The organism is Streptomyces sp. NPDC046261, assembly GCF_040646235.1.
Taxonomy (GTDB): Bacteria; Actinomycetota; Actinomycetes; order Streptomycetales; family Streptomycetaceae; genus Streptomyces.
On record NZ_JBEYZU010000008.1, the window covers coordinates 27,758 to 53,042 of the forward strand.

Annotated in this window: 19 protein-coding genes, 1 tRNA gene and 2 pseudogenes; 13 read left to right on the forward strand and 9 right to left on the reverse strand. The window is 71.3% G+C overall.

Annotated elements, in window-relative coordinates; translation table 11 throughout:
- Positions 1 to 481 (reverse strand): annotated as a pseudogene (locus ABZ956_RS16720) (hypothetical protein); the annotation flags it as partial.
- Positions 482 to 719: 238 nt separating this feature from the next.
- Here ABZ956_RS16720 and ABZ956_RS16725 point away from each other — a divergent pair.
- A complete protein-coding gene (locus ABZ956_RS16725) occupies positions 720 to 2,807 on the forward strand; it encodes a UvrD-helicase domain-containing protein (protein ID WP_361893348.1) in 2,088 nt (695 codons plus the stop codon).
- 152 nt (positions 2,808 to 2,959) lie between these two features.
- On the opposite strand, the gene ABZ956_RS16730 is transcribed toward ABZ956_RS16725, so the two are convergent.
- Complete coding sequence (locus ABZ956_RS16730; RefSeq protein ID WP_361893350.1) at positions 2,960 to 3,157, reverse strand: hypothetical protein; 198 nt, start codon at positions 3,155 to 3,157, stop codon at positions 2,960 to 2,962.
- Positions 3,158 to 3,513: 356 nt separating this feature from the next.
- Here ABZ956_RS16730 and ABZ956_RS16735 point away from each other — a divergent pair, with 356 nt between their 5' ends.
- From ABZ956_RS16735 to ABZ956_RS16755, 5 genes are all read left to right on the forward strand, one after another.
- Positions 3,514 to 4,011, forward strand: coding sequence for a DUF4365 domain-containing protein (locus ABZ956_RS16735; RefSeq protein ID WP_361893353.1), 498 nt, complete (start codon positions 3,514 to 3,516; stop codon positions 4,009 to 4,011).
- A complete protein-coding gene (locus tag ABZ956_RS16740; RefSeq protein ID WP_361893356.1) occupies positions 4,004 to 5,224 on the forward strand; it encodes a hypothetical protein in 1,221 nt (406 codons plus the stop codon). Before ABZ956_RS16735 ends, ABZ956_RS16740 begins: the two co-directional genes overlap by 8 nt.
- A gap of 756 nt (positions 5,225 to 5,980) precedes the next feature.
- Positions 5,981 to 6,148 carry a hypothetical protein gene (locus tag ABZ956_RS16745; protein ID WP_361893359.1) on the forward strand — a complete coding sequence of 56 codons (168 nt, stop codon included), beginning with the start codon at positions 5,981 to 5,983 and terminating at the stop codon, positions 6,146 to 6,148.
- Positions 6,149 to 6,249: 101 nt separating this feature from the next.
- Positions 6,250 to 6,828, forward strand: coding sequence for a nuclease-related domain-containing protein (locus ABZ956_RS16750; protein WP_361893362.1), 579 nt, complete (start codon positions 6,250 to 6,252; stop codon positions 6,826 to 6,828).
- 198 nt (positions 6,829 to 7,026) lie between these two features.
- Positions 7,027 to 7,422: a hypothetical protein gene (locus ABZ956_RS16755; RefSeq protein WP_361893364.1), complete on the forward strand. Its 396-nt coding sequence runs from the start codon at positions 7,027 to 7,029 to the stop codon at positions 7,420 to 7,422.
- A 189-nt stretch (positions 7,423 to 7,611) separates the two neighbouring features.
- Here the strand turns inward: ABZ956_RS16755 and ABZ956_RS16760 are convergent.
- Positions 7,612 to 7,684 (reverse strand) — tRNA-Arg (locus ABZ956_RS16760).
- Between the two features lie 296 nt (positions 7,685 to 7,980).
- Between ABZ956_RS16760 and ABZ956_RS16765 the strand changes: the two genes are divergently transcribed.
- The 7 genes and pseudogenes from ABZ956_RS16765 (at position 7,981) to ABZ956_RS16795 (ending at position 17,135) form a co-directional block, all read left to right on the forward strand.
- Positions 7,981 to 9,624, forward strand: coding sequence for a dynamin family protein (locus tag ABZ956_RS16765; RefSeq protein ID WP_361893367.1), 1,644 nt, complete (start codon positions 7,981 to 7,983; stop codon positions 9,622 to 9,624).
- Positions 9,625 to 9,629: 5 nt separating this feature from the next.
- Entirely contained in the window at positions 9,630 to 11,573 is a 1,944-nt protein-coding gene (locus ABZ956_RS16770; RefSeq protein WP_361893370.1) for a GTPase, read from the forward strand.
- Positions 11,574 to 11,739: 166 nt separating this feature from the next.
- Positions 11,740 to 12,093 (forward strand): annotated as a pseudogene (locus ABZ956_RS16775) (single-stranded DNA-binding protein); the annotation flags it as partial.
- 544 nt (positions 12,094 to 12,637) lie between these two features.
- Complete coding sequence (locus tag ABZ956_RS16780; protein ID WP_361893373.1) at positions 12,638 to 14,068, forward strand: Cys-Gln thioester bond-forming surface protein; 1,431 nt, start codon at positions 12,638 to 12,640, stop codon at positions 14,066 to 14,068.
- Between the two features lie 210 nt (positions 14,069 to 14,278).
- Positions 14,279 to 15,943 carry an energy-dependent translational throttle protein EttA gene (gene ettA / locus ABZ956_RS16785; protein ID WP_361893376.1) on the forward strand — a complete coding sequence of 555 codons (1,665 nt, stop codon included), beginning with the start codon at positions 14,279 to 14,281 and terminating at the stop codon, positions 15,941 to 15,943.
- A gap of 2 nt (positions 15,944 to 15,945) precedes the next feature.
- The gene (locus ABZ956_RS16790) at positions 15,946 to 16,395 is read left to right on the forward strand and encodes a thioesterase family protein (protein ID WP_361893379.1); all 450 of its coding nucleotides are present in this window, start codon (positions 15,946 to 15,948) and stop codon (positions 16,393 to 16,395) included.
- On the forward strand, positions 16,392 to 17,135 hold the full coding sequence (locus tag ABZ956_RS16795; protein ID WP_361893382.1) for a hypothetical protein: 744 nt from the start codon (positions 16,392 to 16,394) through the stop codon (positions 17,133 to 17,135). The genes ABZ956_RS16790 and ABZ956_RS16795 overlap by 4 nt, the downstream gene beginning before the upstream one ends.
- 27 nt (positions 17,136 to 17,162) lie before the next feature.
- Here the strand turns inward: ABZ956_RS16795 and ABZ956_RS16800 are convergent, their stop codons facing one another.
- From ABZ956_RS16800 to ABZ956_RS16825, 6 genes are all read right to left on the reverse strand, one after another.
- Positions 17,163 to 17,567, reverse strand: coding sequence for a globin (locus ABZ956_RS16800; RefSeq protein ID WP_361893385.1), 405 nt, complete (start codon positions 17,565 to 17,567; stop codon positions 17,163 to 17,165).
- A gap of 67 nt (positions 17,568 to 17,634) precedes the next feature.
- Positions 17,635 to 18,660 (reverse strand): FHA domain-containing protein, encoded by a 1,026-nt coding sequence (locus ABZ956_RS16805; RefSeq protein ID WP_361893388.1) that lies wholly within the window; start codon positions 18,658 to 18,660, stop codon positions 17,635 to 17,637.
- 22 nt (positions 18,661 to 18,682) lie between these two features.
- A complete protein-coding gene (locus ABZ956_RS16810; RefSeq protein ID WP_361893391.1) occupies positions 18,683 to 20,041 on the reverse strand; it encodes a VWA domain-containing protein in 1,359 nt (452 codons plus the stop codon).
- Positions 20,042 to 20,155: 114 nt separating this feature from the next.
- Complete coding sequence (locus tag ABZ956_RS16815) at positions 20,156 to 21,337, reverse strand: PP2C family serine/threonine-protein phosphatase (RefSeq protein ID WP_361893394.1); 1,182 nt, start codon at positions 21,335 to 21,337, stop codon at positions 20,156 to 20,158.
- A 3-nt stretch (positions 21,338 to 21,340) separates the two neighbouring features.
- Complete coding sequence (locus ABZ956_RS16820; protein WP_361893397.1) at positions 21,341 to 23,890, reverse strand: tetratricopeptide repeat protein; 2,550 nt, start codon at positions 23,888 to 23,890, stop codon at positions 21,341 to 21,343.
- Positions 23,887 to 25,212, reverse strand: coding sequence for a hypothetical protein (locus ABZ956_RS16825; RefSeq protein WP_361893400.1), 1,326 nt, complete (start codon positions 25,210 to 25,212; stop codon positions 23,887 to 23,889). The genes ABZ956_RS16820 and ABZ956_RS16825 overlap by 4 nt, the downstream gene beginning before the upstream one ends.
- Positions 25,213 to 25,285 lie beyond the last annotated feature (73 nt).

Here is a 25,285-nt window from a genome sequence, read left to right on the forward strand (position 1 = left end):
TCCGGGCTTCCGGGCTTCCGGGCTTCCGGGCTTCCGGGCTTCCGGGCTTCCGGGCTTCCGGGCTTCCGGGCTTCCGGGCTTCCGGGCTTCCGGGCTTCCGGGCCAAGTATTTATTGTATCCAGCGCCGTGGGGAGCGCCGATGAGCGGTGCGTTGATTTCCTGCAGTTCGCCGCCCCGGCTGCTGCTCACCGCGAGGTCGAACTTCTCGCGCTTGGCCTCCTCCCAGGATATGCACGGCAGTTCGCGCGCCGCGGCGAACTCCCGTATCCCGGCGTCGAACGCCGACGAGCCCGTGCAGGCGAAGACGACATGAACCCGGCTGTCCCCCTCGAACGGCGAGAGAAGGTCCAACAGGCGCGTCGCGGAAGTGACGTTGTGGATGACGCCGAGCACCCTGTGAGAGGGCATCGCGGTGACCCACTGTGCGGCGTCGTCCCGCAGAAGGAGGTGCGACGGACGGGGGTTTCCTGCGTCCGGCACCGCGTCCTCGCTCTCTCCCGACCGACTGCACCTTCGCGGCCCGAGCATCGAGCCTTGAGCCCCAGGACTCAGGGCTCAGGACTCAGGGGCTCAGGGGGGCGTGCGCCGTAGCGCCGCACCATCGGCCAGACGATACCCGCGATACCGAGCGACTGGGCGGCGACTCCATTGCGCAGTACGATCATTACCTTGCGTATATATGCACGTACTAGGGGGAGTGCGGGCAAGGGGGGCGGTCATGGGGGCTGGTGGTTCGGCTTCGGAGAGGGCGCAGGAGGCGCGGCGGCACGAGCGCGAGCTGCGTGAGCAGCTGCGCGCCGCGCAACGGGAGGCCCGTCGGTGGGAGGCGGCGAGTGAGGGCGAGCGCAAGGTGGCCGCCCAGCTGCTGATGCTCACCCGGCGCGGCTGGCGGTTGCTCGTGGACCGGCGATGGCCCGGTACGCGCGCGGCCAACGTCGACATGCTGCTGGTAGGGCCCGGTGGCGTCTTCGTCATCGACGTCAAGAACTGGCGCGCGGCCCCCGAGGCGGGCGACGGCCACCTCGTGGCCGGCCGGCAGCGGCGGGACGGCGAGATCGGCAAGCTGCTGGCGGTGACGCGGGTGGCGGAGGGCGCCCTGGCGACGCTGGGCATGTCGCCCGTGGCCGTCCAGCCGCTGATGGTCTTCGCGGGCCGCTCCTTCAGCGGCACTCTGGGCAGAGTGCGGCTGCTGGGCGAGCGGGAGGTGGGCCCGGCCCTGATCGCCGAGCGCACCCGGCTGGGCGCGGCCATGGTGCGTGCGATCGCCGACCATCTGGAGGAGGTCTTCCCGGCGTACGAGGCCTCGTGCGTACCGGCCGAGCGGGCCCGGACGACGCCGCCCGCCCCCTCCGGGGCATCCCCGCAGCCGGAGGCGCTCTTCGACATCAACGGGCTGCGGGACGCGGCCATGGACGCCGCGCGGCAGGGCCCGATCGAGCAGTGGATGACGTTCCTGCATCCCGACCAGGTCGCCCTGGTGCGGCGCAACTGGGCCGGCCCGGCCCGCGTCACCGGCCCGGCGGGCACCGGCAAGACCGTGGTGGCACTGCACCGCGCCGCCCATCTGGCGCAGCGCACGACCGGCCGCATCCTGTACGTGACGTTCGCGAGCAACCTGCCCCGGGTGCAGAGCACGTTCCTGCGCACGATGTCGCCGGCCATCGTCGACCGGGTCGAATTCCGCAGCCTGCACTCCTGGGCCCGCAAGTTCTTGTGCGAGCGCGGCATCACCCACCGGCTGCACGGTGGCCGGGCGGAGGACGCCTTCAGCCGCGCCTGGATGCGCCGCGGCCGGGGCAGCATCCTGTCCGCGCTCGATCCCTCCCCGCGCTACTGGCGCGAGGAGATCGACTGCGTCATAAAGGGCCGCGGGATCACCCGCTTCGAGGAGTACGCGACCCTCAGGCGCCACCGGCGCCGCACCAACCTCCGCCGGCCGCATCGCGAGGCCGTGTGGGCCCTGTACGAGGAGTACGAGCGGGTCCGCGCCGAGCGCGGGGTGCACGACTTCAACGACATCCTCAGCCTCGCCCTGGCCGAGGCCCGCGCGAGGCCGGGCCGTTCACCGTACGCGGCGGTCATCGCCGACGAGGTCCAGGACCTCACCCTGGTGGGCGTATGCCTCCTGCACGCCCTCGTCGGCGACGCCCCCAACGGCCTGTTGCTGGTCGGTGACGGCCAACAGGCCGTATACCCGGGCGGCTTCCGGCTCTCCGACGCGGGAATCGACGTACGCGGCGATCGCGGCCAGATCCTGCGCACGAACTACCGCAACGCCAAGCAGGTCCTCGACGCGGCCCTGTCCGTGGTGGCGGAGGACGCCTTCGACGACATCGACGGCACCCGGATCGCGGGCCTCCGCGACGTCGACCTCACCTACCACGAAGGTCAGGTCGTACGGTCGGTCTCCCGGACCCCCGCCGAGCAGGACGCGGCCCTCCTCGACGCCCTCCGCACCCGGGGCGAGGCCACCTGGCCCGACTCCGCCCTCCTGTGCCGCTCCAAGCGCGAGACGGACCACTACCGCCGCCTCCTCGCCCAGGCGGGCATCCCCCAGTGCTCCCTGGAGCGCTACGACGGCCATCCGGTACCGGGCGTCAAACTGGGCAGCTACCGCCGCGCCAAGGGCCTGGAGTTCAAACACGTCTACCTCCCCGACCACACCCTCACCCACCCCTGCACCTCCGCCGACGAAGACATCACCCGCGAACGCGACGAGCTCTGCCGCACCCAGCTCTTCGTGGCGATGACCCGGGCCCGGGACACCCTCTGGCTGGGCGCGGTGGCCAGAGCGCAGGAGAGCTGAGGCCGGGGCGGCCGCTGATCACCAGCACGCCCCTGACCAGCAAAAACGCCCCTCCCGAAGGGAGGGGCGTGCAATGAGGGGAGAGCCCCCCGGCAGGACTCGAACCTGCGGCCAAGCGCTTTCGCATTCGCCGACTCCGCCCGCCCTGCGACTCATGGCCGGCGGTACGCCTCCGGATGGACTCCCGGCGCGGGGTCTCTGGTGATCGTCACGTAGGCGGGGTACTCGGGATCACCTGCCTCGATGGTCGCGAAGAGATCCAGGTCATGCCTGCAGAAGCGGTGCAGGTACTGGAAGAAGGTCTCCAACTCCTGCTTAGACAGGGGATCATTGGGTCTCTCGTTTCGCATGGTGCCACGATACGAGTAGCACATGGGCCTCGGAGGCCGCACGCGTGGGAGACGACTGTGCGGCTCCGAGGCGTCGGGTAAGCATGCATATCTCTTTGCCCGTCCAGATAGTCCACGAGGCGAAGCGGTAGGTGGGCGGCCGAGACGGACCTGGGCCTCGTCCACTGTCAGTGGGCAGCGTTAGCGTTTGTGCGCGTGGCGACTTTACGTAACGCGAAGCAACGTAGCCCTTGTTGATCTAGCCTGTCAGGTGAGGACTGGGGGCACTGCCTATGGTGGGGTTGGTCGATGCAGGGGGCGCGAGCAAGCCTCCGAAGCGGCGTATCGAGCCTGTGGACCCATTGACGTTCACAGGGATGATGGAACAGCTGCAAGAGGGCTACGTGGCCAGTGTGGCTGCGACAGCTGGCTGCACGATGGAGGCGGTCAACAAGGACTACTGGGGTGCTGACGTGCAGCTCATCCGCCCACCCCGGACTGCGCTCGAAGAAGAGTGCATGGTTTTCGCTCAGCTTAAGAGCACCACGCTTACCCTCCCCAGCGCTGGCAAGGAATACTTCAGTTACCAGTTCTCGAAGCGTAAATACTTCGACCACATGGTCAAGCCTAGAAAGCACCAAAAGGCGATTCTGATCGTCATGACGGTGTCGCCTCGTCAGGCGGATTGGACAGAAGTGAGCCACGATGGGCTCGTGACTAGACGGAGCTGCTACTGGGCATACTTAGAGGGTCTGAAGGTTGATCCGGACGTGCAAAAGCCGACGGTGCGCATCCCGACTAGAAACCTCCTGGATGCCCACTCTCTGACGCGGATTCTGGATAAGATCGACAGGGGTGAATCGCTGCATGAATGATATCTCGATCCCCGCTAATGTCGACCCGGTTCGCTTGGGATCCCTGCTAGTGGAAGCCGGCTGGCAAGTCGCAGGTGGTCGGCGTGGAAGCTACAGGCGGTTCATGCCGCCAGGCGAGGGCTCGTTGTCTGGAACTTCGAGCCTTGTGGTACCGCTCGATTCTTCCGCCCCCGAGTTTTCTGAGATGCTGCACGCCGCCCTCTCGCAGATCTCTCAAGATAGAGATCTGTGGACGCGTTCAATTTACCCAAGGCTCGCTGTGGACGCCTCTGACGAGTTTAGGTTTCGCAAGGAATCCTCTGCACCCAGCGGCTTCATTGGTTGGAGGAGTGGCGAGCAGCTGATCGAATCTGCCAGGCGAACGCTGGTGGCCGGAGCGAAGTCATACATCAGTCCTGGTCGTCACTTTGTAAACCGAAATGGCAGATTTGCTGGCCGCTACCTTGATCAGGTGTTGATGGGGCAAACAGCATCCGGCAGCTATATCGTGACCGCCTACGCCCCGCCGAACGGCTCGGTGTCCCTTGGGGGAGACGGGCAAGGGGTAGGGGCGCTGCCGGAGGTGGGGGCTGCCCAAGTGAGGGCTGTTAATCAGGCGGTGGTCAAGGCTGTTGAGGCTACAGCTGAGGCGCTGGAGCATTATAGGCTCAGTGGATCTCTCTCGGGCTTCGAAGATGGCGTATCCCGTGGCGTCTCCTACGAGATGACTAACGCGATTCTTGGTATTGCTGCGCAGTCGGAGGGAGCTGATATCACAGTGGGCTGGGATAGCAGCATGCCCCCGCCTGTCTCTCTATCTTCTCACTTCGAGTTCAGCGGGGAAGATGTAGAACCACTAGGTCAGGCGGCTCTGCGCCTCGCAGAGGACCAGTCTTCGCGTACGGTAGTAGTGGTTGGACGAGTGCATCTTCTGGCAAAAAAGAAGGTAGGGAGCCCAGGGGTATTCGGGATTGACTCTCTGATGCCTGGATCGCCACGTAAGGTCCGAGTGCGTCTCGCGGATGAAGAAGATTATCATGAGGCGATCCGTGCGCACGAAGAAGACCTTGCGCTGCAAGTGAGTGGGAACCTGGAAAAGGAAGGGAACCTCAGTTGGCTTTACAACGCTACAGTGATTCAAACGTTGGGTTCGATTGATGACTACGGAGCGCGCCGAACGCGTGGTGGTGTAGGCGAGGGTCAGATGAATCTCTTCGAAGGCGGGGACTCTTAAGGAGTTGCCGCCCTCGGTTGCGCTGACACTTATACGCGAGGGCGGCTCCGAGGCTTTGGCCGGTGTTCTGCCCGGGCTGTGATCGAGCATGGTCAGGGGGCCGTACGCTGGCCATGTACTCGGGCATGCTCGCCGCAATCTGTCCGAGTGGCCCCTGGCCATGCTCGACGCGAGCCCCGGACCGGGGAGGTGGGTAAAGCCTCGGAGCCGCCCGACCCATCCGCCTCCTCCGCGCCCCTGACCGTTTGGGGCGCTGGCCGCAGCCTGCTGCCCATTAGGGGGCGGGCCCGTCAGCGGTTGTGCCTCAGGCGTGGCAGGTGGGCGTGGGCTGTCGGCAGGGCGCGAGGGACGGGCAAGTGCGACCGCCTGCCTGCTGGCCACGGGAGCGGGAGCCGTCTGCCTCGACGTCGATTCCCATCCCAGCGCTGTTGGGCGGGGCAAAGTGTGAAGCGGATCGCCCCGTGGCATCTTCCGTGACGCGGGGGCGGGTGCCGGGAGCTGAAGGCATGGCGGCGCGGGCCCCGAGCCCCGGCGGCCAGCGTGCTGGTCGGCTGCGTGTGATCTGTAGGGGCGGCTTTGCAAGAAGACATTGGCCTGCCGCGCCATGGAGTTGAGGCACGGTGCCCCGCCCCCTCCTTCCCCTTCGCAGCGCGCCTTGATGGGGTAGAGAAACTTTGACCACGCGGGCCGTCTTGTGGTCATGCGTCGCGGCTGCTGCCATATGAGTGGGGATGACGCAGATGCCGGGGGGCTGGCTTGAGCGATCTCAAGGTCAGGGCGTATGACGGTTCCGGGCGGGACCGGTTGTACGTGGAGGCGCTCGACGGCAGGGTCGTGGCATGGCTCGATCGCCTGACCGGTGAGCTGACGGTTCTGCGTGAGGAGTACCGGCCGGCCGTGCTGGAGGCTCTCGCCCCTACTTAGGACAATCGAATGGGTGGCGCGCGACGCCATCACGCCCAAGGGTTCGAGCACTGGCACCCCTCACGCCGACTGATGATCTCGCTCGCAATCGCCCAGGTGCTGTGCTGAAGGACAAGCTGGATGCTGAGGGGCCTGGCCCAGTCGACCGCTTGATCACATGGCTGTTGCGTCGTGAATCCGAGTGGAGCTCCTGGCGACGAGGGCTGGTCGGCGAGCGCCGGGTGGGAGCTGAGCTTGATCGCTTATCTGGCCAAGGCTGGCATGCACTGCACTCAATCTTGTTGCCGAACTCGGTCGACATAGACCACTTGCTGATTGGTCCGGGTGGCGCCTTCAATATCAACACCAAGCACTTCCCCGGGAAGAACGTGTGGGTCGGCAACGACTCTGTGACGGTCAACCACGGCCCACCCCGGCCCTATACGCGTAACGTCCGGACCGAAGCGCGACGCGTTCAGCGCGTTCTGGAGAGGTACAGCGGGATGGTCGTCCAGGTTCAGCCGGCCTTGGTGTTCGTCAGGGTGTCGGCGTTGGACCCCGTAGCGACTCTCCACGACGTGAAGGTCTGGCACCAACAGGAAGTTGCCGCGCTCGGGCCATTGACAGGAACGCTGACCCCGGGGGAGATACAGACCCTCTACACGATTGCCCGGCATCGCCGAGCCTGGGCAGAGGCCTGACGGCAACAGTGAACACGCCTGTTCGATGGCAGTGCGTCTCGCTACGCTGGTGCCGCAAGCTACTGAGTGGGGAGTGTGCTGCCGGGGACGGGACCGAAGACCGAGCGTCGTAAGGCCACCCATAGCGTCTCCGTCGCCGATACCGACACGGGTGAGGTCCACGAAGAGTGCGGCCTCAAGGGTCGGGCCGCCGACGACATGCGTACAGCCCCGGGGCACCCGTCCCTGGCGAGGATCCTGCGCGAGTACATCAGGGCCGAGGGGCTGAAGCCGGGTGACCGACTGTTCCCGGGGGAGAAGGGCGGCCTGCTCTCCGGCTCGGTCATCCGGCGGGCTTGGAGGACCGCCCGTCAGGAAGAGCTGACCCCACACGAGGTCGACTCCCCGCTGGGCAAAAGGGTGTACGACCTGCGGAACACCCGCTTGACGAAGTGGCTCAACGCGGGAGTACCGCCCGCCCAGGTCGCGGAGTGGGCGGGCACCAGCGTCCCGGTGCTGCTCGCGATCTACGCTCGCTGCGTCGTCGGTCAGCTCGCGGATCTCAAGAGGCGCATCGAGGGCGCCGGAGACCTCCCTGAGCTGCCTAAGAGCTGATGCCGGGCGCGGAGAACTTCACCGCGTATTCTCCGTGGCCACCCGCAGACCCCCGGTGACAGCCGGATCCAGGCGGAGACGCAGTGCGCCCCGGGGCGCATTGCTCTCCAGCGCTCAGGCGCCACCCGACATGCCTCCGACCAGCAAAAACGCCCCTCCCGGAAGGAGGGGCGTGCACTATGGGGAGAGCGCCCCCGGCAGGACTCGAACCTGCGGCCAAGCGCTTAGAAGGCGCCTGCTCTATCCACTGAGCTACGGGGGCCGGTATGTGCGGCGGTCGCGGACGGCTGAAGCCCCGGGCTCGGTGGTGCCGTGACCTTGCCGGGGACAAGGATAGGGCTCCGCGTACCTCGTCCCGGTTGCTTCACCTCCGTGACACGATGTGGAGGTTCGGTGAAGCGGTCCTGATAATCGCAGGCAGGTGCGATTTTCGCATCGTTTTTGACGTCTCAGACAACGGGTGTTGTGCACTCGTTATGCCTGGGCCTCTTGCGCCACGCCTCGCGCGCCAGGGGCTATACGCTTCAAAAACACCACAGAATTGGGCATTCTTCACGTGTGGCGACCTTGGACGTACGGCCCCGACTGCTTGACGCGCTGTCCGCACTGCGTGACCGCGTGGACGCCGCACGCTTCCCGCTCCCCCTTCCCGGCGCCGCCCGCGCCCGCCGAAACCGTGCCGAGCTCCTGGCGCAGCTCGACGACTACTTGGTGCCCCGGCTGTGCGCCCCCGAAGCGCCGTTGCTGGCGGTTGTCGGGGGGTCCACTGGGGCCGGCAAGTCCACACTGGTCAACTCGCTGGTGGGGCGTCGGGTCACTGAGGCGGGCGTGTTGCGGCCGACAACTCGCATGCCAGTTCTGGTGTGCCATCCGGATGATCACCACTGGTTCGCCGGGGACCGCGTGCTGCCGAAGCTGCAGCGCGTCTGGGTGCCGAACCAGGAGGCCGCCGCCGCGGCGTACGAGGCGGAGGCCGTGGACGACGACGGGGTGGTCGAGGGCGGGGAGGAGGTGGCGGAGGACGAGCCGCTCGCCCTGCGGGTGGAGACCGACCGGTCCCTGCCGCGCGGCCTGGCCCTGCTCGACGCCCCCGACATCGACTCCCTCGTCGCCCGCAACCGCGAACTCGCCGCCGCCCTGATCTGCGCCGCCGACATCTGGGTTCTCGTGACCACCGCCACCCGGTACGCCGACGCCGTGCCCTGGCACCTGCTGCGCACCGCCAAGGAGTACGACGTCACGCTCGTCACCGTCCTGGACCGGGTGCCGCACCAGGTGGCGGTGGAGGTGTCCCGGCAGTACGACGCGCTGCTGGAGAACGCGGGCCTGGGCGATGTGCCGCGCTTCACCATCCCCGAGCTCCCCGAGTCCGCCGGAGGCAGCGGACTGCTGCCTTCCACCGCCGTCGCGGGGCTACGGGCCTGGCTCGCCCAGCAGGCGGAGGACCCCGCCGCCCGGACCGTGGCGACCGCCCGGACCGCGCGCGGAGTGCTCTCCTCGCTGGGGTCGCGACTGCCGGGGCTCGCCGGGGCCTCGGCCCTGCAGCACGCGGCGGCCGTACGGCTGCTGCAGCGCGTGGAGGACGCGTACGGCCGCGCGCTGGAGCGCGTACGCCGGGAGCTCGCGGCGGGCGAGGCGCTCGCCGGGGACGCGCTCACGCACTGGCGCGGCTATCCCCGCGACAGTACGCCCGACGAGCTGCTCACCGCCCTCACCGGTTCCGTCATCGCGCTGCTCAGCTGTGCCGCGGACGCCGCCGACGAGGAGATCGCCGCGGCCTGCGGCAACGACCCGGCGGCCGAGGCGGCCCTCGCCCCGAGCGACCCGGACGGCGCGCGGGCCCGCATCGGCGTGGCCGTACGGCGCTGGCGGCGCTGCCTGGAGGAGATCGCGGAGGAAGAGGTACGGGCTGCCGAACGCGACCGCGGCCCGGAGAGCGAGCGGACCGCCGCACTGCTCGGGGCAGCACTGCTGGGTGGCCGCCGGGTGGGCAAGGCGGGGGAGGGGCTGGCGGCGACGTTCGGCGCGCAGGGCGCGCTGCGGCTGCGGGACCGGGGCGGGCAGCTGCTGGCCGACTGCATCGAACAGGTTCTGGAGGCCGAACGGGACCGCAGGGCGGCTCCCCTCGAGGCGCTCGAGATGACCCCCGACCACCAGGTTGAGCTCATCGCGGCACTGTCCGTGTTGCAAAAGGAGAAGTGACCCCCGTGCCGTCAGCTGACGAAGTCAACCGCTTCTGGAACGACGGCCTGATCGCGCGCCGCGGCCGGCCGGAACGTCCCTCCCGCTCCGCCGCGTACCCCGAACGCACGGCCGCGCCCGCGCACGCCCCGGCCCCCGCCGTGCCCCGGGTCGCGGCGTCACCGTCGCCCGCGGGGCTGGTGCTGCGGCCCCGGCTCGACGCCCTGCGCGAGCTCGTCGGGCTGTCGCGGGCGCGGCTGGACCGGCGCACGCTCGCCGAGGCGGGCCGGGTGCTGGACGAGGCGGCGGCCCGGCACCGGTACGCGCTGGACATGACGGTGGTGGCCATCGCGGGGGCCACCGGCAGTGGCAAGTCGACGCTGTTCAACGCCCTCGCGCGGGCCCAGCTCTCGGAGGCGGGCGTACGGCGGCCGACCACCGCCCTGCCGATCTCCTGCGCGTGGACCGACCGCGCGGACGGCCTGCTGGACCGGCTCGGCATTCCCGCCCGCGCCCGCCGGCAGCCGGTGCGCCCGTACGACCCGGCCCTCAACGGGCTCGTCCTGCTCGACCTGCCCGACCACGACTCGGCGGCGGCCGGCCACCGGGAACAGGTGGACCGGCTGCTGGGGCTGGTGGACGCGGTGATCTGGGTGGTGGACCCGGAGAAATACGCGGACGCCGTGCTGCACGAGCGCTATCTGCGCCCGCTGGCCGGGTACGCGGAGGTGACGTTCGTCGTGCTCAACCAGGTCGACCGGCTCTCGGAGGATGCCGCGGACCAGGTGCTGGACGATCTGCGGCGGCTGCTGGACGAGGACGGTCTGGCGCTCGGCGAGCACGGCGAGCCCGGAGCGGCGGTGCTGGCCCTGTCCGCGCTGACGGGAGCGGGCATCGGCGAACTGCGCGAGGCCCTCGGGCTGTTCGTGGCCCGCCGGAACGCGGCGGAGCTGCGGCTGACGGCCGACGTGGACGGCGTCTCGGCGCGCCTGCGCTCGGCGTACGTGGCGGACGGGCGGCCGGGCCTGACGGAACGGGCGCGGCAGGAGTTCGAGGACCGGCTGGCCGAGGCGGTGGGCGCTCAGGCCGCGGGACTGGCGGCGGAGCGCGCCTGGCGCCGGGACGCCGAGCGGGCGTGCGGCACCTCGTGGACGCGGCTGCGGTGCTGGACCGAGCGCGGCCGCGGCCGGGCCACGGGCGAGCTGGAATCCGCGGTTCCACCCGCCGGCCCCGGTGCTGGTGTCGGTGCCGGCGACAGCGGCCCCTTCACCCCGTCGCGGCGCCGCACGGCATCGCGGCCGCTGGTCGAGCAGGCCGTGCGGGCCCTGGCCTACGAGGCGTCCGCCGGCCTGCCCGGCCCCTGGGCGCAAGCCGTCCGGGAGGCGGCGGGGCGCGGCGCGGAGGGCCTCGCGGAGGCGCTGGACGAGGTGGCCGCGGTGGCGGCCACGGCCGCGGTGACGGGCACGAGACGCGCGAGCATCGGCCTGACCGGCGGCCCGCGTACGGGCGTGGGATGCGCCGACGGTGGGCGCACGGGCGTCTGGCCCACCGGCGTCGGGCGGATGGCCGCAGGCCGTACGGGTGCCGCGCGGACGCGCGGGGGCGCGCACGGGCGGACGGTGCGGCCCCGCTGGTGGGCGGCGGTCGCGGCGGGGCAGGGCGTGCTGTCGGCCCTGCAACTTCTGGGCGTGGTGTGGCTGACGGGCCTGATCATGGGCGAGTTCGGCGGGCCCTGGTGGGTGCCGGGCGCGCTGCTGGCGGGTGGCGGCCTGGGCGGACCGCTGCTGGCGTGGTGCGGTCGGCTGGCCGCCCGGGGGCCGGCGCGCGGGTACGGGCTGGAGACGGAGCGCCGGTTGCGGGGCGCGGCCGCGGGGTGCGGGCGGGCCCGGGTGCTGGAGCCGGTGGCGGCGGAGCTGCTGCGGTACCGGGAGGTGCGGGCACAGTTCGTGATCGCGGCTGGGGAGGCGTAGCCGGCGAAGAGGGTGGGGACAGCGGGACCAGGCGGGCCGTAGGGATCAGAGGGGCTCGCGTGGGTGAGGGAGTTGTCCCCAATCGAGCCACCGTCCACAGGGCTCAGCGGGCTCGGGCGATCGTCGGCACCATGAACGTCATCAGCCGACGGGGGAGGCGTTCCGGATGAACGAGACATTGGTGACGGTCGTGGGCAACGTAGCCACGCAGCCGGATTTCAGGGAGGCGACGAACGGGGCGGCGGTCTCACGGTTCCGGCTCGCGGCGACGGTGCGCCGCTGGGACCGGCAGCGGGAGGAATGGGCGGATGCGTACACGAGCTTTTACACAGTGTGGGCATGGCGGGCGCTCGCGGGGAATGTCGTCGGGTCGGTGACGGTGGGCGAACCGCTCATCGTCCAGGGAAAGTTGCGAATTCAGGAGCAGGAGCGCGACGGAAAGCGCTGGGTGTCGGCGGACATTGACGCCGTGTCGATCGGGCACGACCTCGCGCGCGGTACCTCGGCATTTCGCAGGGTGTCCCCGGCCAGACCACTGCCCCTCGAACCGGTGCGCATGGCGGGTGCGGATCCGGGGCCCGTCTGGGGCGGGGGATCGGGCCAACCACACTCCCACAACAGGGTTCAGACCCTGGCTCAGTCCCGACCCCAGGCCCCGCCTCAGGCTTCGCCGTCGGCCCCACCTCCGGCTTCACCCCAGGCCCCATCTCAGGCTTCGCCGCAGGCCCCACCTCGGGCTTCGACCCTGGTCCCGGCTCCGACGGCGGCGCCACCGCCTGTCGCGGCGGTCGCGCCCGGGGTCGATGCGGAGCCGGCGACCGCCCCCTAAATGGGGTGTTTGTCCCGGAGATTTATCGATAATGCGGAGCCCGATACGCCTATGCGATAACGATTCCGATTCGGATCGGGTATGCGAAGGCATCTGTGGGGATGGTGTTGCGCCCGCTCCCTAAGATCCCGTCCATAGCAACGGGGGCTCCTGAGTTTTGAGTTGCCCGGTGGGGCGCGTCCGCAACGGTCTGCACCTGACCTTCGCACGGACGCGTCCGCCCGAAAGGAAATCCATGAACTCTGTAAAGAGGCGGGGCGCTGCCCGCCTTGCGTCGGCGATCCTGGCGACCGGTCTGACCGTCGGTGGCACCCTCGCCCTGGCGGGTCCGGCGGCCGCGGACGAGGCACCGCAGAACCAGGGGGGCGTGACCGCGACGCTCGGCCGCATAACGGCCGGCGGCGGGGCCATGGTGCAGGACCGGCGCAAGACCGGCAACATCATGGCGGGTCTGTTCGAGATGAAGGTCGACGGCGGCGGCACGCTGCAGACCTACTGCATCGACATCCTCACCAACACCGTCGACGGCGCGAAGTACAAGGAAGCGGGCTGGGGCGAGTCGTCCCTGCACAACAACGCCAACGCGGGCAAGATCCGCTGGATCCTCCAGCACTCCTACCCGCAGATCAACGACCTGGCCGCGCTCGCCAAGGCGGCCGGCACCGACAAGCTGGACGCGAACGCCGCGGCCGCCGGCACCCAGGTCGCCATCTGGCGCTACTCGGACAACGTCAAGGTCGACGCCAAGAACCCGGCGGCCGAGAAGCTCGCGGACTACCTCACCAAGAGCGCCGAGAGCGTCGAGGAGCCCAAGGCGTCCCTGCAGCTCACCCCGCCGGCCGTCTCCGGCAAGTCCGGCCAGCGCATCGGCCCGGTCACCGTGCACACCAACGCGGGCAGCGTCACGGTCGCCCCCTCGGCCGACACCGCCGCCAGGAAGGTGCAGATCGTCGACAAGGCCGGCAAGCCGGTCACCTCCACCGTCAACGGTGGCGAGATCTTCTTCGACGTGCCGGCCGGCACCCCCGACGGCTCCGCCTCGCTCAAGGCCACGGCCGCCACCAAGGTCCCCGTCGGCCGCGCCTTCATCGGTGACCACACCAAGACCCAGACGATGATCCTGGCCGGCTCCAGCCAGAGCACTGTTTCCGCCACGGCCACGGCGAACTGGGCGACCAAGGGCGCGATACCGGCCCTGACCGCCAAGAAGAGCTGTGAGAAGGGCGGTGTGGAGATCACCGCCGACAACAAGGGTGATCAGCCGTTCACCTTCGAGCTGGAGGGCAAGAAGCACACCGTCAAGCCCGGCGGTTCCGAGACCACCCTGGTGAAGGTCGGCGAGGACCAGGCCTACAAGATCACGATCACCGGTCCCCACGGCTTCTCCAAGACCTTCTCCGGCATCCTGGACTGCAAGACCGCCGAGACCGGCACCACCGGCGGCTCGGGCACCACGGGCGGCTCCGCCATCCCCTCCGCCTCTCCCAGCGCCCCGGCCGGCGGCTCCGGCGGCAGCGGCTCGACCGGCTCCACCACCGGCGGTGACCTGGCGAACACCGGCGGCAGCAGCGCCACGCCCACCATCGCGGGCATCGCGATAGCCCTCATCGTGGCCGGCGGCGGTGCCGTCTTCCTCCTGCGCCGCAAGAAGACCGTGGGGCAGTAGGCGCGGAGGTCGGGCGCCACCGCCCCACCTCAGGAAAGACCCGGCGGGTGACGCTTCGCGTACGGCCGGTGACGGGAATGTCTTCCGGTTACCGGCCCGTCGGTGCTAACGCGTTTCCGCCCAAGGCTTCCCGTACGGCAAGATGGGGTGTATCTGCCCTCACGCGGCGGAGCCGCACATTGGCCCTTCTCGATTGCCGGACGGTTTCTCTTGGCTGAGTACATCTACACCATGCGCAAGACGCGCAAGGCGCACGGCGACAAGGTCATCCTCGATGACGTGACGCTGAGCTTCCTGCCCGGTGCGAAGATCGGTGTGGTCGGCCCCAACGGTGCCGGTAAGTCCACCGTCCTCAAGATCATGGCCGGTCTGGAGCAGCCGTCCAACGGTGACGCGTTCCTCTCGCCCGGCTACAGCGTCGGCATCCTCATGCAGGAGCCGAAGCTGGACGAGTCCAAGACGGTCCTGGAGAACGTCGAGGACGGCGTCGCGGAGATCAAGGGCAAGCTCAACCGCTTCAACGAGATCGCCGAGCTGATGGCGACCGACTACTCCGACGCGCTGCTCGACGAGATGGGCAAGCTCCAGGAGGAGCTCGACCACGCCAACGCCTGGGACCTCGACGCGCAGCTCGAGCAGGCCATGGACGCGCTGGGCTGCCCGCCCGCCGACTGGCCGGTCGTCAACCTCTCCGGTGGCGAGAAGCGCCGCGTCGCGCTCTGCAAGCTGCTGCTCGAGGCCCCCGACCTGCTGCTCCTCGACGAGCCCACCAACCACCTCGACGCCGAGTCGGTGAACTGGCTGGAGCAGCACCTGGCCAAGTACCCGGGCACCGTCGTGGCGATCACCCACGACCGGTACTTCCTGGACAACGTCGCCGAGTGGATCCTCGAGCTCGACCGCGGCCGCGCCCACCCCTACGAGGGCAACTACTCCACCTACCTGGAGAACAAGGCCGCCCGTCTGAAGGTCGAGGGCCAGAAGGACGCCAAGCGCCAGAAGCGCCTCAAGGAAGAGCTGGAGTGGGTCCGCTCCAACGCCAAGGGCCGCCAGGCCAAGTCCAAGGCCCGCCTCGCCCGTTACGAGGAGATGGCGGCCGAGGCCGACAAGATGCGGAAGCTGGACTTCGAGGAGATCCAGATCCCGCCGGGCCCGCGTCTGGGCTCCGTCGTCGTCGAGGTCAACAACCTCTCCAAGGCCTTCGGTGACAAGGTCCTCATCGACGACCTGTCCTTCACCCTGCCGCGCAACGGCATCGTCGGCGTCATCGGCCCGAACGGCGCCGGCAAGACGACGCTGTTCAAGATGATCCAGGGTCTGGAGAAGCCGGACTCCGGTTCCATCCGGGTCGGCGAGACCGTCAAGATCTCCTACGTCGACCAGAGCCGCGCCAACATCGACCCCAAGAAGACGCTGTGGGCCGTCGTCTCCGACGAGCTGGACTACATCAACGTCGGCCAGGTCGAGATGCCCTCGCGCGCCTACGTCTCGGCGTTCGGCTTCAAGGGCCCGGACCAGCAGAAGCCGGCCGGTGTCCTGTCCGGCGGTGAGCGCAACCGCCTCAACCTGGCGCTCACCCTCAAGCAGGGCGGCAACCTGCTCCTCCTCGACGAGCCGACCAACGACCTCGACGTCGAGACCCTGTCCTCCCTGGAGAACGCGCTGCTGGACTTCCCCGGCGCCGCGGTGGTCGTCTCCCACGACCGCTGGTTCCTGGACCGGGTGGCCACGCACATCCTGGCGTACGAGGGCAACTCGAAGTGGTTCTGGTTCGAGGGCAACTTCGAGTCGTACGAGAAGAACAAGATCGAGCGCCTCGGCCCGGACGCGGCCCGTCCGCACCGTGCCACCTACAAGAAGCTGACCCGGGGCTGATCGTGGCGCGCCACCTCTACTCCTGCCCTCTGCGCTGGTCCGACATGGACGCCTACGGCCATGTCAACAACGCGGTCTTCCTGCGCTACCTCGAAGAGGCGCGCATCGACCTCATCCACCAGCTGCGGCTCAAGGCGGCCGAAGGCTCCTTCGCCGACGGTTCCGTCGTGGCCCGGCACGAGATCGACTACCTGCGCCCGCTGGTCCACCGGGCCGAGCCGGTGACCGTCGAGACGTGGGTGACCAAGGTCGGCGCCGCGTCCATGACCGTCTCCTACGAGGTCAAGGACGCGGAGCAGGTGTACGTACGGGCCAGCACGGTCGTGGTCCCCTTCGACCTCGCCTCCGGGCGGCCCCGGCGGGTCACCGCCGACGAGAAGGAGCTGCTCAAGACCTTCGCCGACGAGCCGGCCGGGGCCGCCGGGTCCTCGGAGGAGGCCGTCGCCGCATGACGCAGCGGCTGCGCTTCGCCGACGCCGGGGAGGCGGCCGATCTGGCCGCCTTCCTGGCCCGGCTGATCCACTACGACCGTGCCGCCGCGGTCCGGCTCCAGGCGGGCGGCGGGGTCCTCGCCGTCTTCGGCCGTCCGCCGTCCTTCGAGGTCCTCGCGGTCCGCACGGCACGGCTGGCGGACGACCACGCGCTGGACGTCACCGTCTCGGCCGGCCGGCTCACCGACGAGCTGGACGCCGGGCAGCCGGTGGCGGGCGGCGGAGTGGACATCGCGGTCCCCGAGGCCGTCACCGGCCCGCCCTGGGCCGGGGTGCTGCCGCCGCGCGGCGGCTGGCGGCGGGTCGAGGGGTTCCCCGGCGTGGAGGCCGTGCGCGGCGCCCTCGCCGCGGCGGTCGCGGAGTTCCGCGCCCGCGACGAGGCGCTGCCCGAGCAGCGCCGCACCCGTGCCGAGCGCGAGCGCATAGGCCGGGAGATCTGGTCCCGCACCCTGGGTGACACCGGGCTGCCCCTGCGCGCCGTGCACGCCGCCCAGTCGCTGGGCTTCCTGCGGCCCGTCGGCGCCCGGAGCGCCGAGGCCAACCGCCCCGCGGACCGGGCCGACGGCGGTGTCACCGCCCTCGCCCCCGAGCCGCCGGTCCTCTTCGCCGCGCGCGGCTGGCTGCGTCTGCGCACCCCCTACGGCTCGATCGCCGTCAGCACCGGCGGCGGCCTGCGGGACCTGACGGTCACCCCCGCCTGAGCGGAGGCCCGGGCCGCCGAAGGGGCATCAGCCCTCGGTGTTGACCATGGAGGCGGCGGCGTACGTCAGGTAGTTCCACAGCTGTCGTTCCAGCTCGGGCGCGAGCTCGAGCTCGTCCACCGCGTCCCGCATGTGCCGCAGCCACGCGTCGTGCGCGGCCCGGTCCACGGCGAAGGGCGCGTGCCGCATCCGCAGCCGCGGGTGGCCACGGTTGTCGCTGTACGTACGGGGGCCGCCCCAGTACTGCATCAGGAACAGCACCAGGCGCTCCTCGGCGGGCCCCAGGTCCTCCTCCGGGTACATGGGCCGCAGCAGGGGATCCCCGGCCACGCCCTCGTAGAAGCGGTGGACCAGGCGACGGAAGGTCGGCTCGCCGCCGACCTGCTCGTAGAAGGTCTGCTCCTGAAGCGTGCCGCGCGGAATCTCATTCACGCTTCCATGGTCTCAGACCGCCCGGCCGAGGACCGGCGGCTTAGGACCACCCGTCCCGCCCGGCCCGTCAGCCCCGCCGGACCGTGATCGTCGTCCAGGCCCCGACGTGCACCCGGTCGCCGTCCTGGAGCGCGACCGGTACGTAGGGCTGGATCGGCTCCTCGGAACCGTTGATCGTGGTGCCGTTGGTGGAGTCCTGGTCGACGACCGCCCAGCCGCCGTCGGGCTGCTGCACCAGCATCGCGTGCTGGTGCGAGACGCCCGGGTCCTCCGGCGGACGCGAGAGGTCTATGTCGGGCGCCTCGCCCGTGCTGTGCCGGCGGCGGCCGATGGTGACCTGCCGGCCGCTGAGCGGGAACTGCAGCTCGGGGGAGTACGCGGGCAGGTTCAGCCCCGCCGCCTCCGGACCGCTGCGGTTCATCATCGACAGGAAGTACTCCCGGTCGGGCGCGATGAACGCCACCCAGCCGGCGCCCGGGGCGGGCCCGCCGGGCCGCGGCGGCACGGCTCGCGGCCCGGCCTCCGCGGCCGGCCGGTCGCTCTGGTGCTCGTACGACTCATACCGGTCTTGCGCCTCGCGAGGCTCGTACGGCTCGTACGTAAATGTCCCGGCGGCGGGCGGGGAGGCCGGCGGGGAGAGCACCCAGTCGTCCTCGCCGCCGAAGGTCTGCGGCGGGCCCTGGGGCGTCAGGGGCTCGGCAGGACGGTTGATGCGGGACGGGCGCGAGCCGTGGTACTCGAAGCTCTGCGGTGGCTGGGTGTGCTGCGGCGGGGGCGGCGGCGCCGACTGGAAGCCCTGGGCCGACGGGGGCGGCGACGCGTACGGATTCCCCGACCTGGTGTGGAAGTTGTAGCGGCACTCCTCGCAGAAGGGAGCCTGCGCCTCGCGGGGCGTACGGCACTGCGGGCAGAGCTCCGCCTGCATGGTGGCGTCGCCTCCCGGATAGCCGTAGCCGCCGGTGCCGGCCGTGGGCGGCGCGGAGGGCGGCGGGGGGACGGGGGCGGCCGGCGCGGCGGCCCCCGGCATACGGTGGCCGCACACCTCGCACCAGTCCTCGGTTCCCGACTGGTGGCCGTTCGGGCAGGTCGGCATGTCGGTCGATTCCCCCTCTGCGTTACTTCTTGACGCGAACGGTCTTGGTGGAACGGGTCTCCAGCGTCATCTCGGCCTCTTTCGAGACGTTCGCCTTCAGCCGCACAGTACCGTTCGCCGCGTCCACGACGTCCACCACCTTGGCGAGCAGTTTCGCGGTGGCATCGTGCCCGGAACGGCTCGCCAGCTGCACGGCACGGCCCAGTTTCGCGGTGGCCCCGTCCACGTCGCCGGCCTTGCGCAGATCCAGGCCCTGCTGGATGGCCTGGGCCAGTTCCGCCTGGCCCGTGTAGTGCGCGACCTGGGGGTTGATGGACGTCGAGGCCGTCAGGTCGTCCGTCCACACCGCCCGCACCAGGCCCTGGGCGAGCACCTGCGCCGGGCCGCCGTCCGGCGCGGGCAGGACGAGCGAGGCCCGGGCGGCGAGCATCTCCTGTCCCACGCCCGCGCTCGGCACCCGTATGCACACGTGGTAGTCCCGCGACTCGTCGCCCCAGGACCCCGTCGGGTAGTCGCCCGCACGCGGCCCGGCCTCCAGCCGCTGGCCGGTCAGCTCCTCCACCGTCGGCGCGCACTGCTTGACGAACAGCACCTCGGCGCCCAGCGGGGTCCACAGGCGCAGGAAGACGTCCCCGACCTCCTTGCCCATCACGGACTCCATCATCCCCGTGAAGTCCGCCGCCAGCCCGGCCGGATCGGCGACGATCTCGGCCGTGCCCAGCAGCGCGGAGGCTATCCGCATGACCTCCTTGACCTCGTAGTCCGTGCCCACGCCGCGCGCGTCGCAGGTGAAGCGGCCCGCGCACACGTCCAGCGACGCCCGCAGGGCGTCCGCCTCCTCGTGCTCGTTGCGCCCGTCGGTCAGCAGGATGCCGTGCCGTATCGAGGCCTGCGACGAGGCCAGCAGCCGGTCGGCCAGGCGCAGCCAGGTGCCGATGGCCGTGCCGCCGCCCGGACTGAGCTTGCGCAGCGCCTCCTTGGCCTGGCGCCGGGTCATGGCGTCGGCCGTCGCGAGCCGCCCGCCGCCGGGGTAGACCTCGCGCGCCTGGTGGGTGCCCGCGACGACGGCGAAGGCCACGCCCTCGCGCAGCGCGTCGATGGCGGCCGCCGTGGCCTCCCGCGCGCTGCGCATCTTGGCGGGCGGGTAGTCCATCGAGCCGGAGCAGTCGACCATGATGACGACGGCGGCGTCCGGGGCGCCGCCGACCGGCTGGACCGACGCGGGCGACAGGGACGGAGCGGGCGTCTCCACGGCGGTGGCGCCGCCCCAGGCGGTGACCGTGACCACCGCGTTGACCTCGCGGCCCCCCTCGGGCAGATGGACGTTCTGGTACACGTCGACCGAGAACCGCGGAACGCTCGGCTGGGAGAACTGGGCCATCTGATCCGCTCCTTCGTACTCCACGTGGTCACATGGGCGTGCGGTGGGGCGGACAGGCGCGCGGCACCGGTCGGTGGCGCCGCGTACGTTCCCCCCGTGGACGCGCTCGTGCCGTCAGGCCGATCCTGCCCCTTCCGGCCGCGCCGGGAACGGCAGTACGGCCACTGTTACGTTGTCGTGGCCCCCTCCGTCCAGAGCGTGCGTCAGCAGACGGCGTGCGCACTCCAGCGGTCGCGCGCGGGCGTCGGCCGGTACGACGGCCGCCATCTGTTCGGCCGATTCGGCGTAGTTCCACAGCCCGTCGCTGCAGACGATCACCACGCCCGGCCGGTCGGGGTGGTACGAGGCGGTGTGCGGCTCGACCTCGTAGGCGTCCGCGCCGAGCCAGCCGGTGATCGCGTGGGCGCGCTCGTCCGCGTACGCCTCGGCCTCCGACATCAGGCCCGCCGCGACCATCTGGGCGGCCCAGGAGTCGTCCTCGGTGAGCCGGGCGGGCTGGGTGGTGCGGTCGTCGGGCACCCAGTAGGCGCGGCTGTCGCCGACCCAGCCGATGGTCAGCAGGTCGCCGGTGATGACCGCGCTGACGATGGTGCAGGCGGGGGCGTTCTCCTGGCGGTAGCGGTCGTGCTCGCGCGGCTGCCGGCCGGGGGTGACCAGCGCGACGACGGCCTCGGCGGCGGCCACGATCGCGTGGTGCGTGGCCTCCCGGGGGCCGGTGCCCCGGGCGAGGTCGTCCGCCATGACGTCACATGCCGTGGTGACGGCGGCGGCTGACGCCTCGTCGGGGCGGGCCGCGGACGACACGCCGTCGCTGACGACCGCGATGACGGCCGGCCGGCCGTCGGGGAGGCCGGTGGTGGACACGGCGTACGCGTCCTCGTTGCGATGGTGGCGCAGGCCGCGGTCGCTGACCGCGGCGACGCCTGCCGACTCGTGCTCCATGTGATCCCGTTCGCGCGGTTGTGCATGCCCGCAGTGTTCGCAGTACCCGTCGTTGTCGATCATGCCCGACCGGCAGGCCGCACAGGTCCTTCCGGCGCCCTCGCAGGGTGGCGATTGCGCGGGCACGCCGCTGCGCGGCGCACCGGAGGGGCCGGCCGGCGGGGCGAGGCGGTAGTCGTCCGTCCCCCGTGCGGCGGGTGTGTCCGGCTGTCGCCACCCGTCGGGCCGCGCCTCGTCCGGCGCGGACGGCACCGCCGAGAGATCCGCTCCGCAGCCGCCGCAGAAGTTGTCGGCGGGCTCCAGCGGCTCGTGACAGACGGGGCACGCCGTCAGCTGTGGGGGCAGTTGCGACATCGATCACACCCATGTCCTGGGGCGGTAACGGTTGGCCCGTTCCACCAGTTCGATCCGTTCCTCACCGCGGTGGGCCAGGCGCGCGAGCACGCGGTACGAGCGCTCCAGCCCGAACCGCAGGCCCCGCTCGTCCAGCGGGCTGCCCAGCAGCTCGGCCGGGCCCGGGGGCGCGGCCGTGCCGCCGGGCGCGCCCTGCCCGCCGGAGAGCACCCAGTCCAGCGCGGTGCCGAGCACCTCCGTCGACAGCCGCTCGCGCCGCACCGCGTCCAGCCCGAAGTCCGCGAGCCGCTCCACCTGCCCGGCGGCGGCCCGCAGATCGGCCAGCAGCGCGTCGTGCGCGGACCGCTGCCGCAGCCGGGCCCGTACCGCCGCGACCCGCGCCGCGGTGTAGTGAATGGAGGCTTCCGGTACTGACTCCAGCGCCCGCACCGCACCCTCGCGGTCCCCCGTGGCCAGCCGCACCCGGGCCAGCGCGAAGGCGGCGCTGACGAAGCTGGGGTCGGTGGCCCACACCAGACGGTAGTACTCCGCGGCGTTGTCCAGCTGTCCCAGGACCTCCGCGCACACGCCGAGCGCCAGCTTCGGCGCGGGCTCGCCCGGGAACGCGTCGTAGACGGCGTCGAAGGACAGCGCGGCGCGTTCGTGGTCGCCGACGGCCAGCGCGTGGACGCCGCGGTGCCAGATGGTGCGCCAGTCGTCGGGCCGCGCTGCCTCCAGTGCGGCGATGGCCTGGCCCGCCGGGCCGTCCTCGCCGAGCTCCAGCTGGGCCCGCACGCGGCGCAGCCGCAGCTCCGCCGACTCCGTCGGCGCCGCCTGCAGGGCGGTGTACAGCTCGGCGGGCTGGGAGGCGAGCAGCCCGGCGAGGAAGCCCGCGTTGGGGTCGGCCGCGTCGACGCGGGGCAGCGGCAGGGCCAGGGCGGTGGCCCGGACGTCGAGGGGGGCGACGGCGGCCACGGCCGGCCGGGTGCCGGCCGGCTGGGCGGGGACCGCCGCCGGGGCGGCCGGCCCGCGCGTCCCGCGGCCGCCCGGCCGGCGGGCGCCCAGCACGGAGACGTCCTCGGCTCCGGCCGGGAACAGCACCGTGTCCACCACCCGCGGCTCGGGGCCGAACAGCGTGGACACCGCGGGCCTCGGCGTGCCCGTCTGCAGCGCCACGACCTCCCGCAGGACGCCCGTCAGCTGGTCCGCCATCTCGTCGGCGGAGCCGAACCGGCGCGCCGGATCGGGGTCGGTGGCCCGCACGAGCAGCCGGTAGAAGGACTCGTAGCGGCAGAAGACGTCGATGTTCTCCGGGTCGGGCAGGCTGTCCGCGAAGACGTTCGTATAGCCCTGGAAGTCGAAGGTGAGCACGGCCAGGGTGCGCGCCACTGTGTAGAGGTCGGAGGCGACTGACGGGCCCACCTCGGCGACCTCGGGGGCTTGGTAGCCGACCGTGCCGTAGATCGGGCTGTCGTGGTCGTCCATCCTGCGGACCGCGCCCATGTCGATCAGTTTGAGCTGGTCCTGCTGCTGAATGGCGTTGTCGACTTTGAAGTCGCAGTAGAGCAGATTGCGGCTGTGCAGATGGGCGAGGGCCTCCAGGGCCTCGATGCCGTACGCGCACGCCTGCTCCACGGGCAGGGGATCGCGGCGGCCGTCGGGCGTGCGCCGCTCGTTGGCGATCTCCTTGAGGGACTTGCCGCCGACGTACTCCATGACGATGTAGCCGTCGAGGCTGCCGGTGCGCAGGTCCAGGTGCTCGACGAAGTTGTAGATGCGCACGATGTTCGAGTGCTCGATCTCGGCGAGGAAGCGCCGCTCGGAGACGGCGGCCGCCAGCGCGTCCTCGTCGCCGGTGTCCAGCAGGCCCTTGAGGACCACCCAGCGGTCGGAGACCGCGCGGTCGATCGCCAGATAGATCCAGCCGAGCCCGCCGTGCGCGAGACAGCCCGCCACCTCGTACTGGCCGTGCACCACGTCTCCCGGGTGCAGCTTCGGCACGAAGGAGTAGGGGTGGCCGCATTTGGTGCAGAAACCCTCCGTACGGCCGGGCCGGTCGGCACGCGAACGGCCCACGGGCGCGCCGCAGTCGCTCTTGCTGCAGAACCTCTTGCGCTCGGGCACCTCCGGGTTCTCCAGCACCGCCGAGCGCGGCTCGGGCCTGGGCACGCCCGGCATGCTGACCAGGCCCGCGCCGAGTTTGTTGCGTCCGGACGCGGGGGCGGTGGAGGGCCGGCTGCGGACCGACACCGCGGCGGTGCTCCCCGAGCCGCCGGCCAGGGAGCGCGACAGCCGCCCGGACACCGACCGGCGCGAGGACGAGGAGCCGGAGGAGCGCGAGGAGGAGCGGGCGGAGGCGCCCGAGCCGGATCCCGCGGAGCCGCCGCTGCCCGCGCTCTCCGGGGACGACGCGTCCCTGCCGCCCGCGCGGGTGACGCCCGTGGCCGGCGAGGCGACCAGGCCGCCCGGCGGCACGACCGGGGCGAGCCCGCACGTGTCGCAGTACAGCTCGCCGCCGCCGACGTCCTCGTAGCAGCCGGCACACTCCGGCCGCTGGCAGCTGCTGGCGGTCATGTCTCCCCCCTGCGGTCGGCGGCCCCCGGAACGGTGGATCCGGCGGGCGGCGGGGCCAGGGCCCCGGCCACGGCCTGCTGGAAGCGCAGGACGGCCTGTTCCGCGGCGAACAGGTCGCACGGCGCGCTCCACAGCATGCGGCGCGCCACGTCGTACCGCTCGGTCAGGAAGGGGTCCTCGGCCAGCCCCAGCCTCGACGCCTTCGCCTTGTAGGCGTCGAGGCGGCCGCGCAGCTCCGCCCGCACGGCCAGCGGCGCGGTCACCGCCGTCAGCGATTCGCGGGCGCGCAGCAACTCCTCCTCGGCGCGCTGCTCCAGTCCCTCCAGGAGGGGGGAGAGCCGGTGCCACTGCGCCCGTCTGCGGTGCTCGGAGGCCACCGACAGCTGTTCGTAGAGCGCGGTCGGCGGGCCGGAGACGGCGGGCACCTCGGACGCGGCGATCTTCGAGAGGACCTCGACGCGGGCCTGCCGCGCCTCGCCCAGGGTGCGGTCGGCGCGCGAGAGCACGTCGCGGACGCGCATCAGCCGCTGCTCGGCGTCCTGGCGTACGTCCAGGACGGCCTCGACCTCCCGCCGCACCTCGTCCAGGGCGCGGGCGGCGCGGTCGTAGCGCTCGGTGTCGGGGCGGCCGCCGCCGGGCGCGGAGCTGGGGGCGGCGCCGGCCCAGAAGGCGAGCGGATCCGATATCACCTCGCACCGCAGGGCGGCCAGCTCCCGGGTGATCTGCTCGAGGTCGTCGCCGGCGGGGTGCTCGCCCGGCCGTACGCCCACCGAGTGGGCCAGGGACCGGGTGCGGCGCAGCTCGGCCGCGAGCAGGTCGATACGGGCCGGCAGCGCGGACCAGACGGCGTCGGCGATGACGACCACGTCCAGGGCCTGGGCGTACCAGCCGTTCATCCGGTCCAGCAGGTCCTGCAGGCTCAGCCGCTCGCTGAGCCGGGCGGGGCCGCCCAGGGCCGCCAGCGTGGCCGTCGGCGGGCCGGCCGGCAGGGTCAGGCCCGCGCCGCACAGCAGGTCGGTGAGCTCGGACAGCTCGCCCGTGGTGGGCCAGCGGCGGCGGGCGCGCAGCTCACGGGCCGCCTCCAGGGCGTCGGTGTAGGCGTCGAAGTACACCCACAGCTGGGTGATGAGCTGTTCGGTGACCGCCCACCGGCTCTTGGTGACGCCGGTCAGCTCCGCCCCCTCCAGCAGGCGCCGGCCCGCGTGGTCCTGGAGGGCGAGCAGCGAGGACTCGACGGCCTCGTGCTCCGCGCCGAGCCTCGTCAGCGCACGGTCCACCTCCTCGCGGCTCAAGGCCGGCCCGGTGGGCCCCGCGACCGCCATCGATCCCCTCTCCTGTCCGCGGCCCGCGCCGCGCACGAACGCTGTGAACGGTAGTCCTTGCCGGTTCCTGTGC

Excerpts from the sequence above, each read along its gene's own strand:
- ABZ956_RS16725 (WP_361893348.1), top strand. The coding sequence starts at position 720 with ATGGGGGCTGGTGGTTCGGCTTCGGAGAGGGCGCAGGAGGCGCGGCGG.
- ABZ956_RS16730 (WP_361893350.1), bottom strand. The coding sequence starts at position 3,157 with ATGCGAAACGAGAGACCCAATGATCCCCTGTCTAAGCAGGAGTTGGAG.
- ABZ956_RS16735 (WP_361893353.1), top strand. The coding sequence starts at position 3,514 with ATGATGGAACAGCTGCAAGAGGGCTACGTGGCCAGTGTGGCTGCGACA.
- ABZ956_RS16740 (WP_361893356.1), top strand. The coding sequence starts at position 4,004 with ATGAATGATATCTCGATCCCCGCTAATGTCGACCCGGTTCGCTTGGGA.
- ABZ956_RS16755 (WP_361893364.1), top strand. The coding sequence starts at position 7,027 with ATGCGTACAGCCCCGGGGCACCCGTCCCTGGCGAGGATCCTGCGCGAG.
- ABZ956_RS16780 (WP_361893373.1), top strand. The coding sequence starts at position 12,638 with ATGAACTCTGTAAAGAGGCGGGGCGCTGCCCGCCTTGCGTCGGCGATC.
- ABZ956_RS16795 (WP_361893382.1), top strand. The coding sequence starts at position 16,392 with ATGACGCAGCGGCTGCGCTTCGCCGACGCCGGGGAGGCGGCCGATCTG.
- ABZ956_RS16805 (WP_361893388.1), bottom strand. The coding sequence starts at position 18,660 with ATGCCGACCTGCCCGAACGGCCACCAGTCGGGAACCGAGGACTGGTGC.
- ABZ956_RS16810 (WP_361893391.1), bottom strand. The coding sequence starts at position 20,041 with ATGGCCCAGTTCTCCCAGCCGAGCGTTCCGCGGTTCTCGGTCGACGTG.
- ABZ956_RS16815 (WP_361893394.1), bottom strand. The coding sequence starts at position 21,337 with ATGTCGCAACTGCCCCCACAGCTGACGGCGTGCCCCGTCTGTCACGAG.
- ABZ956_RS16820 (WP_361893397.1), bottom strand. The coding sequence starts at position 23,890 with ATGACCGCCAGCAGCTGCCAGCGGCCGGAGTGTGCCGGCTGCTACGAG.
- ABZ956_RS16825 (WP_361893400.1), bottom strand. The coding sequence starts at position 25,212 with ATGGCGGTCGCGGGGCCCACCGGGCCGGCCTTGAGCCGCGAGGAGGTG.